This is a genomic window from Stenotrophomonas sp. 63632_Sma, assembly GCF_056482875.1.
In genome coordinates this window covers 2935098-2949603 of sequence record NZ_CM151220.1, presented here as the reverse complement: position 1 = coordinate 2949603, position 14506 = coordinate 2935098, and the positions used below count along the sequence as shown (strand labels likewise).

10 protein-coding genes are annotated in these 14506 nt (G+C 67.2%); 3 read left to right on the top strand and 7 right to left on the bottom strand.

Annotated features, from left to right (window positions below; translation table 11 throughout):
* Positions 1–7: 7 nt before the first annotated feature.
* On the bottom strand, positions 8–1276 hold the full coding sequence (locus ACZK45_RS13735; RefSeq protein ID WP_293792733.1) for an efflux RND transporter periplasmic adaptor subunit: 1269 nt from the start codon (positions 1274–1276) through the stop codon (positions 8–10).
* A complete protein-coding gene (locus tag ACZK45_RS13730) occupies positions 1276–1932 on the bottom strand; it encodes a TetR/AcrR family transcriptional regulator (protein ID WP_032127669.1) in 657 nt (218 codons plus the stop codon). Before ACZK45_RS13730 ends, ACZK45_RS13735 begins: the two co-directional genes overlap by 1 nt.
* A gap of 250 nt (positions 1933–2182) precedes the next feature.
* Here ACZK45_RS13730 and ACZK45_RS13725 point away from each other — a divergent pair, with 250 nt between their 5' ends.
* The 3 genes from ACZK45_RS13725 (at position 2183) to ACZK45_RS13715 (ending at position 9307) form a co-directional block, all read left to right on the top strand.
* The gene (locus ACZK45_RS13725) at positions 2183–7159 is read left to right on the top strand and encodes an NAD-glutamate dehydrogenase (RefSeq protein ID WP_478444834.1); all 4977 of its coding nucleotides are present in this window, start codon (positions 2183–2185) and stop codon (positions 7157–7159) included.
* Between the two features lie 382 nt (positions 7160–7541).
* Positions 7542–8315, top strand: a complete 774-nt coding sequence (locus ACZK45_RS13720; protein ID WP_006376667.1) for an NAD kinase — start codon at positions 7542–7544, stop codon at positions 8313–8315.
* 47 nt (positions 8316–8362) lie between these two features.
* Entirely contained in the window at positions 8363–9307 is a 945-nt protein-coding gene (locus tag ACZK45_RS13715; protein ID WP_087923029.1) for a 5'-nucleotidase, read from the top strand.
* A gap of 135 nt (positions 9308–9442) precedes the next feature.
* On the opposite strand, the gene ACZK45_RS13710 is transcribed toward ACZK45_RS13715, so the two are convergent.
* The 5 genes from ACZK45_RS13710 to ACZK45_RS13690 are packed head-to-tail and all read right to left on the bottom strand — an operon-like array spanning position 9443 to position 14506.
* On the bottom strand, positions 9443–9994 hold the full coding sequence (locus ACZK45_RS13710; protein WP_071227460.1) for a DUF2939 domain-containing protein: 552 nt from the start codon (positions 9992–9994) through the stop codon (positions 9443–9445).
* Between the two features lie 42 nt (positions 9995–10036).
* Entirely contained in the window at positions 10037–11017 is a 981-nt protein-coding gene (locus ACZK45_RS13705) for an aldo/keto reductase (protein ID WP_253144061.1), read from the bottom strand.
* The gene (locus ACZK45_RS13700) at positions 11017–11703 is read right to left on the bottom strand and encodes a DUF2461 domain-containing protein (RefSeq protein ID WP_346486134.1); all 687 of its coding nucleotides are present in this window, start codon (positions 11701–11703) and stop codon (positions 11017–11019) included. The genes ACZK45_RS13705 and ACZK45_RS13700 overlap by 1 nt, the downstream gene beginning before the upstream one ends.
* A complete protein-coding gene (gene sbcB, locus ACZK45_RS13695) occupies positions 11700–13139 on the bottom strand; it encodes an exodeoxyribonuclease I (protein ID WP_478444833.1) in 1440 nt (479 codons plus the stop codon). The genes ACZK45_RS13700 and sbcB overlap by 4 nt, the downstream gene beginning before the upstream one ends.
* The gene (locus ACZK45_RS13690) at positions 13139–14506 is read right to left on the bottom strand and encodes an FAD-dependent oxidoreductase (protein WP_478444832.1); all 1368 of its coding nucleotides are present in this window, start codon (positions 14504–14506) and stop codon (positions 13139–13141) included. Before ACZK45_RS13690 ends, sbcB begins: the two co-directional genes overlap by 1 nt.

Below are 14506 nucleotides of genomic sequence, written 5' to 3'. Positions count from 1 at the left end.
GTTCCCGTTACTGCTTGTTCGAATCGTTGGCGGCCGGCTTGGCCGCATCGGCCTGCTCGGGCTTGGCCGCGTCGGCCGGTGCCTTGCCTGCGGCCGGTGCTGCGCCCGCCGGAGCGGCGCCGCCTGCGGCAGGCTTGCCGTTGGCGTCCTGCCCCGGGGTCCACGGCTTGGCCACCGCCGGCGCACCTTCCTTGACCTTCTGCACGCCGGCCACGATCACCTTGTCACCGGCGGCCAGGCCGTCGCTGACCAGCCAGTTGCCGTTCTGCGCGCCATCGGTCTTCACGTTCTTGCGCACCACCTTGCCGTCGGCACCGACCACCATCACGTAGCCGCCGGTGGTGTCGCGCAGCAGCGCCTGCTGCGGCACCAGGTAGGCGTTGTTGCGCTCGCCGAGGTTGGCCTGGAAGCTGACGAAGGCGCCGGGCAGCAGGATCTGCTGCGGGTTCGGCAGCAGCGCGCGCAGCGACACCGCGCCGGTGGCCGGGTCGACCGTGGTCGAAGAGAAGTCCAGCGTGCCCGGTTCGCTGTAGGTGCTGCCGTCGGCCAGCTTGACGTTGACCGTAGCCTTGCCGTCACCAGACAGCGCCAGCGCACCCTTGGCCTGCTGCGCGCGCAGCTGGGTCAACTCGTCCACGCTCAGCGAGAAGTTGACGTACAGCGGGTCGAGCTGGTCGACGGTGGTCAGCAGGGTCACATCGCCCTGGCCGACCAGCGCACCTTCGGTGACCTGCTGCTTGTTGGCCACGCCGCTGATCGGTGCGGTCACTTCGGTGTAGCCCAGGTTGATGCGCGAAGAGGTCACCGCCGCTTCGGCCTGCTTGACCGCGGCCAGCGCGGTGCGCTCGGCCGATTCGGCGTTGTCCAGGTCGGACTTGGAGACGAACTGCTGCGGCGCCAGCGAACGCGCGCGGTCGGCGGCGACCTTGGCGTTGGCGTAGGTGGCGCGGGCCGAGGCCAGCTGGGCCTCGGAGGCATTGAGCGAAGCACGCAGCGGCGCCGGGTCGATCAGGAACAGGGGCTGGCCCTGCTTGACCTGCGAGCCTTCCTGGTAGACGCGCTTGAGCAGTACGCCCGGCACGCGCGCGCGGACGTCGGCGCTGCGGAACGGCGACAGGCGGCCGACCAGCTCACGCTGCAGCGGCAGGGTCTGCGGCTTGGCGTCGATCACGCCCACCTCCGGCGGCGGGGGCGTCTGCTGTTCCGGCTTCTTGCAGGCAGCCAGCGCGACAGCAACGGCGCACGTCAGGGCAAGGGTGCGGAGTGGGGCGGTCATCAGGAGGAACTCCGGGGTTGGTTTGAAGACGGGGCCGCCGACGGCTGAGGCGCGAACGCGCGCAGGAAGCTGTCGACGGAGAACTCTGCCCAGCGCCGACGCAGCTGCGCGTCATCACGATGGGGGGTATGGAAACGCTGTTTGTCGAAATCCTGACCGGCGATCATGCTCAGCAGCAGTTCGGCCATGAAGTGCGGGTCGTCATGCCGGAGCTGGCCACGCATGCAAACGGTTTCAATCCATTCAGCAAGATGAAGCGTCAGCGCGCCGGCGCCATGCCGGTACAGCGTACGCGCCTCTTCGGGAAACTGGGCCGCGTCGGCGGCGATCAGCCGACAGGCCTGCCCTACGTGCGGTTGGTTGAAATGCTCCAGGAAGTCGGTGGCGAACTGGAGCAGGCTGGCACGCAGGTCGTCAGTGCGGAGTGCACGAACCATGGCTCCGGTAGCGTGGCCGACATGGCGCTGCATCACCCGGCGCAGCAGTTCCTGCTTGTTGCCGTAGCGCGAGTACAGGGTCTGCTTGGAGCAGCCGGCATGCTGGGCCACCGCGTCCATGCTCATCTGCATGCCCTGCTGGGCCAACAGCTCGCGCACGGCATCGAACACGCGCTCATCGCGTGCGTCGAGGGCAACGGGGAGGTAGGCCGGGTTCACGCGGTGGACTATACCGTCCAGTTCAGGATTGTGGAATCGAATCGGCGTCGCCGCGTGTGTCTTCCGGTAACACGCTTTGCCGATCCTGTCGGCAGTGCTGAAGCGCGCACCAGCACCATACCGGTGCGAACTGAATAGGCGTCTAAACCGCAGCAAACCCGAATCTGGTTATTCCGTCCTGCAGCAAGGCCTTTTCGTGCGGTAGGGCTACAATTTCATTTTCCCAACTGAGCAAGCGCATCGCTCTGCCATGAAACCGCAAAAAACCGCAGCCAAGACCGTGAAAAACAAGACCAAACCAGCAGAGTCGGAGGTCGCAGTGACCGCTGGTTTCTCCCTGGAGCCGGTGTACACGGCATTGCGCAAGCGTTACCCCGCGGCCGCACAGGCCGAAGCGGTGGCCTTCGCCACTGACTTCTACAAGCGCATGGAGTCGGACGAGTTCCCGCACCACAGCGCTGAAGAGTGGGCCGCTCTCGCGGCTGAGACGCTGGAATTCGCCCGTGCCCGCAAGGCCGGCAAGGCCAACGTCCGCGTGTTCAATCCGACCGCGAAGGCCAACGGTTGGGAATCGCCGCACACCGTGCTGCAGATCGTCAACGACGACATGCCATTCCTGGTCGACACCGTCACCATGTCGCTGGCCGAACAGGGCGTAGGCGTCCACGTGCTGGGCCACCCGGTGCTGCGCTTCACCCGCGACAAGGCCGGCAAGCTGGTCAAGGTCGGCGAGGGTGATGCCGAGTCGGTGATGCTGCTGGAGATCGACCGCCAGCCGGCCGAAGCCATGGCGGCCATCGAGCAGGCCATCAGCAAGGCGCTGGACGAAGTGCGTGCGATCGTGCGCGACTGGCAGCCGATGAAGGACAAGGCACTGGCGCTGGCCGACGACCTGGGCAGCCGCCAGCTGCCGGTCGACGACGCGTCGCGCAAGGAAGCACAGGAATTCCTGCGCTGGGCCGCCGACAACCACTTCACCTTCTTCGGCTACCGCGAGTACCGCGTCGAGAAGCAGGGCAAGGAAGAGGTGCTGGCGCCGCTGAACGACACCGGCCTGGGCCTGATGCGCGGCAAGGACAAGTCCGCCGCCCGTCCGGTCAAGACCCTGGCCGCGCAGGGCCTGAACACCACGTCCGGGCTGAAGGACGCGCTGATCCTGACCAAGACCAATGCCCGTTCGCGCGTGCACCGCGCCGGCTACATGGACTACATCGGCGTGCTGGAATTCGACGCCAAGGGCAAGATCATCGGCGAGCAGCGCTTCCTTGGCCTGTTCACCTCCAGCGCCTACAACCGTCGCCCGTGGGAAATCCCGCTGGTGCGCCAGCGCCACGAGCACGTGATGAAGCAGTCGGGCCTGGCCTCGGCCAGCCACAGCGGCAAGGCCCTGCGCCACATCCTGGAAACCCTGCCGCGCGAAGAACTGTTCCAGTCCAGCGAGGACGAACTGTTCCGCACTGCCATGGGCGTGCTGGGCCTGCAGGAGCGCGTGCGCAGCCGCCTGTTCCTGCGCCGTGACAAGTACAGTCGTTTCATCTCCGCGCTGGTCTACCTGCCGCGTGAGCGCTTCAACACCGACGTGCGCCTGCGCATCGAAGCGATGCTGAAGGACGCGCTGCACGGCGAGTACGTGGACAGCTCGGTGGTGCTGGGCGAATCGCCGCTGGCCCAGGTGCACCTGATCGTGCGCCCGAAGCCGGGCGAAATGCTGGACGTCGATACCGCCGAACTGGAGCAGAAGCTGGCCCAGGTGCTGCGCAACTGGCAGGACGACCTGCGCGAAGCGCTGGTGACCCGCCACGGCGAAACCGAAGGCCTGCGCATCGCTGCCCGTATCGGCAAGGCACTGCCAGCCGGCTACATCGAAGACAACAGCACAGCTGTTGCCGCCAACGATGTCAGCCAGCTCGATGCCCTGACCGGCCCGGACGACCTGCGCCTGAGCCTGCAGGCCGTGCCGCGCGAAAGCGGCGATGGCCTGCGCCTGAAGCTGTATCGCCAGCTGGACGACATTCCGCTGTCGGACGCGCTGCCGATGATGGAAAACATGGGCCTGCGCGTGATCGCCGAGCGTCCGTACCGCCTGTCGGTCGACAACGCGCCGGTGTACGTGCAGGACTTCGAGGTCGAGTCGACCGCCGGCGCGATCGATGCCGCCAGCGTCGATGAAGCCTTCGGCGAGACCTTCGCCCGCGTCTGGCACGGCGATGCCGAGAACGACGGCTTCAACCGCCTGGTGCTGGCCGCTGGCCTGCACTGGCGCCAGGTCGCCATGCTGCGTGGCTACTGCAAGTACCTGCTGCAGACTGGCGTGCCGTTCTCGCAGGCCTACGTGGAAGGCACCTTCGCGCGCTACCCGCTGCTGGCCCGCCTGCTGGTCGAGCTGTTCGAAGCCCGCTTCGATCCGGCTACCGGCCAGGAGAGCAAGGACGATATCGCCGCCGGCCAGGCCCAGCTGAAGGCCCACTTCGATGTGCTGGCTGCTGGCGACGACGCCACCCTGAAGGTGCTCAAGACCGTGGTCGATGCCCGCAAGGGTGACCGCGACGCGCAGATGCAGGCCGCGCGCGATGCGCTGCTGAAGCTGATGGACCGCGTGTCCAGCCTGGACGAGGACCGCATCCTGCGCTCGTTCATGGGCGTGATCGACGCGACCCTGCGCACCAGCTACTACCAGACCGATGCCAACGGCCAGCACGGCCATGTCATCAGCTTCAAGTTCGATTCGGCGCTGGTGCCGGACCTGCCGAAGCCGCGCCCGTACCGCGAAATCTTCGTCTACGGCCCGCGCGTGGAAGGTACCCACCTGCGCTTCGGCGCGGTCGCCCGTGGTGGCCTGCGCTGGTCGGACCGTCGCGAAGACTTCCGTACCGAAGTACTGGGCCTGGTCAAGGCGCAGATGGTCAAGAACACCGTCATCGTGCCGGTCGGCGCGAAGGGCGGCTTCTTCGCCAAGACCCCGCCGGTGAACGGCGACCGCGACGCGATCTTCGCCAACGGCGTGGCCTGCTACAAGCTGTTCATCCAGGGCCTGCTGGACATCACCGACAACATCGTCAACAACAAGATCGTGCCGCCGGTGGATGTCGTGCGCCACGACATGGACGATCCGTACCTGGTGGTGGCTGCCGACAAGGGCACCGCGACCTTCTCCGACATTGCCAACGGCCTGGCCATCGCGCACGGCTTCTGGATGGGCGATGCGTTCGCCTCTGGTGGTTCGGTGGGTTACGACCACAAGGGCATGGGCATCACCGCACGCGGTGCGTGGGAGTCGGTCAAGCGTCACTTCCGTGCGCTGGGCCGTGACAGCCAGAGCCAGGACTTCACCGCAGTCGGCGTCGGCGACATGTCCGGCGACGTGTTCGGCAACGGCATGCTGCTGTCGCGCCACATCCGCCTGGTCGCTGCGTTCGATCATCGCCACATCTTCCTGGACCCGAACCCGGATGCAGCCACCACGTTCGTCGAACGTGAGCGCCTGTTCACCGTGCCGCGTTCGAGCTGGGCGGACTACGATGCCAAGCTGATCAGCAAGGGCGGCGGCGTGTACCCGCGCAGCCTGAAGTCGATCGAGATCACCCCGCAGGTGCGTGAAGTGCTGGGCCTGGACGAGAACGTCAAGGCGCTGTCGCCGAACGACCTGATGAGCGCGATCCTGAAGGCACCGGTCGACCTGCTGTGGAACGGCGGCATCGGTACCTACGTCAAGGCCGCCAGCGAGCAGCACAGCGATGTCGGCGACCGCGCCAACAACGCGCTGCGCGTGAACGGTGGCGAGCTGCGCTGCAAGGTGGTGGGCGAGGGCGGCAACCTGGGCATGACCCAGCTGGGCCGCATCGAAGCTGCCCAGGCCGGCGTGCTGCTCAACACCGACTTCATCGACAACTCGGCCGGTGTCGACACCTCCGACCATGAAGTCAACATCAAGATCCTGCTCAACGATGTGGTGCGGGCCAAGAAGCTGACCGTCGAGCAGCGCAACAAGCTGCTGGCCTCGATGACCGATGAAGTCGCCGAGCTGGTGCTCAACGACAACTACCGCCAGAACCAGGCGCTGAGCCTGATGGAGCGGATGGCAGTCAAGCGCCTGGGCTCCAAGCAGCACTTCATCCGTACCCTGGAGCAGCAGGGCCTGCTTGATCGCCAGATCGAGTTCCTGCCGTCCGATGCCGAGCTGTCGCAGCGCAAGGCACGCGGCCAGGGCCTGACCCGTCCGGAGTTGTCGGTGCTGCTGTCCTACTCCAAGCTGGTGGCGTTCGCCCAGCTGCTGGATTCGGACATTCCGGAAGATCCGTACCTGTCCAAGGAGCTGCAGCGCTACTTCCCGACCCCGCTGCAGAAGAAGTACGCCGACGCAATGGAGCGTCACCGCCTGAAGCGCGAAATCATCGCCACGGCCGTGACCAACCAGACCATCAACCGCATGGGCGCCACCTTCCTGATGCGCATGCAGGAAGACACCGGCCGTTCCATCGCCGAGGTCGCCAAGGCCTACACCATCAGCCGCGAAACACTGGATGCACGCGCGCTGTGGGCGCAGATCGATGCACTCGACGGCAAGGTGCCGGAGTCGGTGCAGATCGACGCACTGGAAGTGATCTGGAAGCTGCAGCGTTCGTTCGTGCGTTGGCTGCTGTCGCGCCCGGGCGCGATGCCGGGCATCACCGAAGCGGTCAACCGCTACCAGGGTCCGTTCAACGACATCCGCGTTGCCTCGGGTGTGCTGCCGGATTCGCAGCGTCCGACCTACGAAGCCCTGGTGGCCGAGTGGAAGGAAAAGGGCCTGCCGTCCGCGCTGGCACAGCAGCTGGCCGAACTGCACTTCCTGGAGCCGGCGTTCGACATCATCGAACTGGCCCGTACCCGCAAGCTGAAGCCGGTGGACGTGTCCAAGGTCCACTTCCGCCTGGGCGATGCCCTGCAGCTGCCATGGCTGTTCGAGCAGGTCGACGCGCTGGAGGTCAATGGCCGTTGGCACGCCGTGGCACGTGGCGTGCTGCGTGACGAGCTGGCCGCCAACCACCGCAACCTGGCGGGCCAGGTGCTGGGCACCAAGGGCAGCAGTGCTGAAGCCAAGGTGGCGGCCTGGATGGGTCGCGACGACAACAGCCTGCGCTTCACCCTGGCGATGCTGGCCGAACTGGCCGAGCAGAAGACCCTGGATTACCCGACCGTCTCGGTCGCGGTGCAGCGCCTGGGCCAGCTGGCCGCGCATGGTGCGTAAGCGCATTCGCGCTGACGCCCCACGGTTTGCTCTGCAAACCGTGGGCCCCATGCCAACCATGCTCCCAGACCCCCGCGCCGTTGGCGCGCCCCCCTGACTCAGGGGGGCTCCTGATCTGCAGCAGTTGGAGGAACGGCCCCGCGAAAGCGGGGCCGTTCTGTTTCTGCCTGTTTTTCTGCGATCACTGACCCGACGCCGGCCGTCGACCTGCCAGGTGGATGACCGGCATATCCGCCGAGACCGTGAGCGCCATGGATGGCGCGATCGAGCCCCCAGGGACGGGTTTACGGCGTGTTCCGGCGGATATGCCGGTCATCCGCCCCACGCGGTCCAACCCCCGGTGCTCGGTTATGCTCTTCATCAGTTCCCCCCGGATCCACCGATGAGCGACACCCCCCGCATCGCTTTCCTGGCCAGCACCACCGAGCCCGCGCAGATGGCCCGCGCCGCGATGGTCTCGCGCTATGGCGATCACGCGCCGGAGCAGGCGGACGTGCTGTGCCCGCTGGGCGGCGACGGTTTCATGCTGCAGACCCTGCATCGGCACGGGCACCTGGGCAAGCCGGTGTTCGGCATGAAGCTGGGCACCGTCGGCTTCCTGATGAACCAGTACCGTGGCGACGATGACGTGCAGGCCCGCATCGCCCGTGCCGAACCGGCCAACCTGCGCCCGCTGGAAATGGTGGCGCTGACCGAGTCGGGCACCAGTACCGGTTCGCTGGCCTACAACGATGTGTCGCTGCTGCGCCAGACCCGGCAGGCGGCGCATATCGGCATCGACCTCAACGGCCAGGAACGTGTGGCCGAACTGATCGGAGACGGCGTGCTGGTGGCCACCCCGGCAGGCAGTACCGCCTACAACTATTCCGCGCACGGACCGGTGCTGCCGCTGGGCTCGCATACCATCGCGCTGACGCCGCTGGCCCCTTACCGGCCGCGACGCTGGCGCGGGGCGATCCTCAAGGCCGACACCGAGGTGCGTTTCCGCGTGCTTGATCCGTACAAGCGCCCGGTCAGCGTTACAGCGGATTCGCACGAGACCCGCGACGTGGTCGAGGTGACCATCCGCGAGTCGAAGGACCGCCGCGTGACCCTGCTGTTCGACCCGGAGCACAACCTGGAAGACCGGATCCTGAGCGAACAGTTCGTTTTTTGACGACAATAGGCGGCCGGCCCCGCCGACCGCTTGAAGGACCCCCACCGATGGGCGACAACTCCCCCCGTTTGCTGACCGTCGCGGTGACCTCGCGCGCCCTGTTCGACCTCGAGGAAAGCCATGCGCTGTTCGAGAGCGATGGCGTGGCGGCCTATGCCGAATTCCAGCGCCAGCACGAGGACGATATCCTCGGGCCCGGCGTGGCCTTCCCGGTGGTGCGCAAGTTGCTGGCGCTGAATCAGGGCGCCAGCCCGGAGAACCCGCGGGTCGAGGTGATCCTGCTGTCGCGCAATTCGGCCGATACCGGCCTGCGCATCTTCAATTCGATCCAGCACTACGGCCTGGGCATCATCCGCGCAACGTTCACCGCCGGCGAGCCGACCTGGCCGTACGTGAAGCCATTCGGCACCGACCTGTTCCTGTCGGCCAACCCCGAATCGGTGCGCAGCGCGCTGCGCCATGGCATCGCGGCGGCGACCATCCTGCCCAAGCCGCCGGGCGAGACCGCCGCTGCGGCGGCCGACCAGATCGATACCGGTCGCCCGGCCGGCCAGCTGCGCATCGCCTTTGACGGTGACGCCGTGATCTTCGGCGACGAGAGTGAGCGCATTTCGCGCGAGCAGGGCGTGGAAGCCTTTGGCCGCCACGAACGCGAGCGCGCCCGAGAGCCGCTCAGCGGCGGGCCGTTCCGTGGCTTCCTGTCGGCGCTGCACACGCTGCAGGAAGTGTTCCCGGCCGGAGACAGTGCACCGATCCGCACCGCACTGGTGACCGCGCGTTCGGCACCTGCGCACGAACGGGTGATCCGCACCCTGCGTGAGTGGGGTGTGCGCCTGGACGAAGCGCTGTTCCTCGGTGGCCGCCACAAGGGCCCGTTCCTGCAGGCGTTCGGCGCCGACATCTTCTTCGATGATTCGCAGCACAACATCGACAGCGCCCGAGAGCATGTAGCCGCCGGCCACGTGCCGCATGGTGTCGCCAACGAGAGCTGAGGCCACGACGGGTGGGTGCCAACCGTTGGTTGGCACTGCCATGCATCCGTGCCCACCAAGGTGGGCATCTACCAGAGCGCTGTACCCCGGTAGTCGCCAACCTTGGTTGGCATTGCCGTCAGGCCACGGGTCCCGTCAAGGGCTGCCCGACATCCCCAGCTGCAGGTCCACCACTTTCCAGCGCAGGCCCTGCGGTTCCAGCACCACCTTCATCGGCGGCTGGCCGGGGCCGCGATCGACATCGATCACGAAGCGGTCCAGCGCTTCGAAATGATGTTCGGCATGCTTCAGCGGCCGTGCGGGTTCGGTCGCGCCGAAGGCATCGCCGCCCTGCAGTTCATTGCGGCCGCGCTTCCACAGCACGTGACCCTGCAGCATCGCGCCGATCCCGGTCGGGGTCACCATGGTGTCCACCGCGGCACCACCAAGCTGGTCGCCCAGCCCGTACAGCAGGGCACCGAACGGGCTGGCCGCCACATCCGGGCCGGCTTGGCGCACCAGATAGTCATTGAGCTGCGCGCGCAGGCTGCTGCGCACGCGCGGGAAATCGACGTAACGCTCCAGGCGCGCGGTGTCGCGTTGCTCAATGGCCTTGGACAGGCCATTGACGGTCATGTACGGGCCGCCGAACCACCAGGCGGCCAAGGCCAGGACCAGCAGCCCAACGAGTGCGGTGAGTTTCTTCATGCCGCCCAGACTGCCGCAACCGCAGCAGCATGGGGTGAAGACTCAATGACTGGGAGATCCGCGGCCATCACCGAAGGCGTCCACCAGCTGCTGGCGTTCGGCTGCGGTCAGTGCCTCAAGCCGCGTCGCCAGTACTTCGTCCAGGCTGCCGGTGCGGGTGGTGCCCAGGATGCCACTGGCCACGCCGGGATGGCCCAGGGCGTAGGCAAACGCGGTCTGGGCCGGGCGCTGGCTGCGGATGGCGGCGAGTGCCTTCCGCATGTTGCGTGCGCTGTGCATCAGTGTGCGGCTGCTCGGTTTGAGCCAGGCCCTGGCCAGGTACCAGGCATCCGCCGGTCGTGGCAGGCGCGGGCGTGGTGGCAGCAGATGGCCCTGCGCCAGCACGGTGCCGGCCAGTACGCCGATGCCCACCGCGTGCAACTGGTCGATGAGGGGTTCACGGTCCTGCTGCAGGGCGTTGTAATCGAGCAGCACCACGTCGAACAGCGTGGGATGGTCGATCATCCAGCGCAGGGTCGATGCCGTGTGCGTATTGATGCCGGTGTGCCGGATCAGCCCGCGTTCGCGCAGGCGTTGCAGCGCGGCCAGCAGGTCATCGTTGATGTCGTGCTGGCTGGCACCGTGCAGCTGGTAGATATCCAGGTAATCCAGGCCGAGGTTGCGCAGAGAGGCCTCGCAGCTGGCAGTGATGGCTGCCGGCGAGAAATTGCGTTGCTCGGCGCCGCTGACGCCGGCCTGGCCGGTCAGCGTGCCGCCCTTGCTGGAAATCACCAGCGACTCGCGCGGGTATCGCTTCAGCAACGGGCGCAGGATGCGGCCCAGTCGCGGCTCGGCGTGGAAACCGGAATAGTTGTGGCCGGTGTCCAACAGGTTCACGCCCTGTGCCAGTGCATGCTCGACCACGTGCGCGGCCGACTGTTCCGGGAAGCGGCGATGCCCCCAGAAGCCGGAGCAGCCAAGGCCCACCGGCGAAACCGCCAGGCCGGTGCGGCCCAGCGTGCGGCGTTGCTGTGCCAACGGCATCAGAATTCCAGGTCCAGCGCCGCGCACAGGTAGTCGACGAACGGGCCGAGCGCGGCCAGGTCCTTGCCCAGCGTGGACAGCAGGCGCGGGCTGGTCATGGTGGCGTCGTCCAGCGAGCGCCACATCACCCAGTTGCGGTGCTTGAGGTCGTCGATGAATTCGAAGTCGGCCGGGAAGCCGCGCGGCGGACGCACCAGCTTCTCGCTCTCTTCGAAGTCGAAGCGCTTGCGCAGGGCCGGTGCATGCGCTGCGGCCTTCCAGCTGCCCGGGTTGTCGAGGATGAAGTGGCGCACGCGGCGCTGGGTCTCCGGTTCCGGATGCCACAGGCCGGCACCGACGAAGCTCTCGCCCGGCTGCAGGTGCACGTAGAACGAGGGCGCGGCCACCTCGCGGCGGCGCTCATGGAACAGGCGTGCACCCTGCCAGGTCTTGTACGGGGATTTGTCGTTGGAGAAGCGCGCGTCGCGATGGATGCGGAACAGCGAGCCGCCGACGCCGCGGGTATCGGCGCGGAAGTGGTCGCTGACCTCGGCCAGCGCCGGCTGCAGGTCACCCAGCAGGCGCAGGAATGGCTGCCGCACGTGGTCTTCATACTGCTGGCGGTGGTCGTTGAACCACGCCTTGTCGTTATGCCGCGCCAGGCTGCGCAGGAACTTGAAGCTGGCGTCCGAGAAATAGGTACTCACAAGGTCTCCTGCAGGTTCTGGCCCCAGTCGCGCAGCGATTGCAGCAGGGCCTGGCGCCGTGCATCGTCGGGCGCTTCAGCGGCCAGTGCATCGAGCTGCTGCTGGTACTGGGGCAGGTTGAGTTCGCCCAGCCCGCCGTCTCCGAGCAGGCGCTGGCGGCGGTAATCCTGCCAGCGCTGGCGTTCAGCCGGCGCGAGGCTGTCGGGATGATTGCGCGCGCGGTAGCGGAACAGCAGCTCCGGCAGGCGCGGGTCGCGGAAGCGGCCTTCCAGCGCGGCCAGCTGCTCCGGCGCGGTGGTGCGTGCCAGCGCAAGCAGCGGCTTGTCGCCATTGCCGAGGAAGCCGTCGTAGAGCGAGGCATCGACATCGGCCACGGTGGCGGCGCGGGGCTGGTTGTAGACCTGCCGGGCCTTCTCGGCCAGCTGCGGGGCGAACGCGCGCAGGCGTTCCACCTTGGCCTCGATCGCGGCCACGTCCAGGCCGAGGCGCGCGTGGTCATCGGCACGCAGGTGGTTCCAGGCGATCAGCGCCGGCACCTTGTTCAGATGTACTTCCTTCAGCGGCACCCGCGCCACGCCTTCGGGCAGCTCGCTGGCGCGCATGTACAGGCGCTGCGCGATCACCTCGGCCGGCAGTTCCAGCAGGTCGTCGATCTCGCCTTCCAGGTCGAACACGATCACCCGGTTGTTGATGGTCGGGTGCGCGGCCAGCGGCAGCACCGGGGCTGCGCACAGGCGACTGGCCGGGTAGCGCATGGAAATGTGCAGTACCGGCTTCATCGCGGCCACGTCCAGCAGGCTGCCGACGAAGCGTTTGTCGCGCAGCTTCAGCGCGTACTCCCACAGCCGTGGCTGCGACTGCTTGAACAGGCGTGCCATGCCGATGGTGGCGCGTACGTCGGACAGCGCTTCGTGCGCATCGCCTTCGCGCACGTTGTTGGCCTCGGCCAGGTGCTCGAGCTTGAACGAGGTGGCGCCATCCTCGCGCAGCGGCCACCGGATGCCGTCCGGGCGCATCGCGCGCATCAGCCGCAGCATGTCCAGCAGGTCCCAGCGCGAATTGCCGTTGCGCCACTCGCGTTCGTACGGGTCGTGGAAGTTGCGGAACAGGCCGTAGCGGACGAACTCATCGTCGAAGCGCAGCGTGTTGTAGCCCAGCGCACAGGTGCCGGGGCGCGACAGCTGCTCGTTGATGCGATCGAAGGCCTCGGCCTCGCTGATGCCCTCGGCCAGTGCCTGCTGCGGGGTGATGCCGGTGACCAGCGTGGCCATCGGCGAGGGCAGCAGGTCATCGGCCGGGCGCACGAAGAAGCTGACCGGGGTGTCGATTTCGTTGAGGTCGGCGTCGGTGCGGATGGCGGCGTACTGCGAGATGCGCGTGCGCCGCGGGTCCTGGCCGAAGGTTTCCAGGTCGTAGAACAGGAAGCTGTCAGCCATCAGTGCGCGCCCTCCAGGACCGGCAGCTGGGCGTGGATCTGTGCTTCCAGTGCGGTCCAGTCGATGTTGTCCAGTGAATCGTGACCGGCGGTGGCGGCCACCAGCATGTCGCGCTGCAGTTCGGTGCGGCGCAGCGCCTCGGCGTACGGCGTGTGCAGGAAAGTGACCATCGTGTAGTGCGGTACGAAGCGGGTCGGCCAGCGCCGCTGCAGTTCCTGTTCCAGCTCGCGCTGCAGCAGGAAGGCGGGATCGGCCACGCGGTCGCGCATCTCCAGGTAGTTCTCCAGCGCCATCTGCTGGATTGCGCGCGCATTTGGCTTGCGCTCGGCTTCGAACGCGGCGAACGCGCCTTCCAGATCATCGGCCTCCATCAGGTGACGGGCCAGCGCAACGCAGTCCTCGAACGCGCAGTTCATACCCTGGCCATGGAACGGCACCATCGCATGCGCGGCGTCGCCGATCAGCACGGCGCGGCCCTGCTGGTGCCAGCGTTCCAGAGTGAGCGTGCCAAGCAGGCCCGGCGGATGCTGCTCCCAGTCCGCGCGCAGGTTCGGGATCAACGGCAGGGTGTCGGCGAACTCGCGCGCGAACAGCGCCTCGGCCTGTGCGCCGGTGTTGACCGTGGCGAAGCTGGGGTCGCCCTGGTTGGACAGGAACAGAGTGACGGTGAAGGTGCCTTCATGGTTGGGCAGGGCGATGCACATGTAGTGGCCGCGCGGCCAGATGTGCAGTGCATTGCGCTCGATGCGGAAGCTGCCATCGGCAGCCGGCGGGATCTCCAGCTCCTTGTAGGAGTGGTCGAGGAAGGCGATGTCCTCACCCAGCGGCGCGCGCCGGTTCATCGCCGCACGCAGTGCCGAACCGGCACCGTCGGCACCGATCAGGGTGTCGAAACGGATGTCGTGCGGGCTGTCGTCACGGTCATCGATGAAGCGTGCGTAACCCGCATCGAAATCGACGGTGTGCAGGCGGCGATGGAAGTGCACGGTGGCGCCGGCCTGTTCGGCCAGCTCCAGCAGCGTGGTGTTCAGGTCGCTGCGGTGGATCGACCAGATCACTTCGCTGTCGTCGCGGCCATAGCGCTGCAGCTGCGGTTCGCCCTCGCGCGGGTGCACCATGCGCCCGCGCATCATCACCGCGCGCGCCATCACCTCGTCTTCCACGCCCGCCTGACGCAGTGCGTTGCGCCCACGCTCGGCCAACGCCAGGTTGATCGAGCGGCCGCTCTCGTAGTCGGCCACGCGTGGATCGCCGCGGCGTTCGTACAAGGTGATGCGCCAGCCCTGGCGTGACAGCAGGATGGCCAGCAGGGACCCGGCAAGGCCGGCACCGATAATGCTCAACGAGCGGGAAGCGTGTGCGATCAA

Excerpts from the sequence above, each read along its gene's own strand:
- ACZK45_RS13715 (WP_087923029.1), top strand. The coding sequence starts at position 8,363 with ATGGGCGACAACTCCCCCCGTTTGCTGACCGTCGCGGTGACCTCGCGC.
- ACZK45_RS13735 (WP_293792733.1), bottom strand. The coding sequence starts at position 1,276 with ATGACCGCCCCACTCCGCACCCTTGCCCTGACGTGCGCCGTTGCTGTC.
- ACZK45_RS13705 (WP_253144061.1), bottom strand. The coding sequence starts at position 11,017 with ATGCCGTTGGCACAGCAACGCCGCACGCTGGGCCGCACCGGCCTGGCG.
- sbcB (WP_478444833.1), bottom strand. The coding sequence starts at position 13,139 with ATGGCTGACAGCTTCCTGTTCTACGACCTGGAAACCTTCGGCCAGGAC.
- ACZK45_RS13725 (WP_478444834.1), top strand. The coding sequence starts at position 2,183 with ATGAAACCGCAAAAAACCGCAGCCAAGACCGTGAAAAACAAGACCAAA.
- ACZK45_RS13720 (WP_006376667.1), top strand. The coding sequence starts at position 7,542 with ATGAGCGACACCCCCCGCATCGCTTTCCTGGCCAGCACCACCGAGCCC.
- ACZK45_RS13710 (WP_071227460.1), bottom strand. The coding sequence starts at position 9,994 with ATGAAGAAACTCACCGCACTCGTTGGGCTGCTGGTCCTGGCCTTGGCC.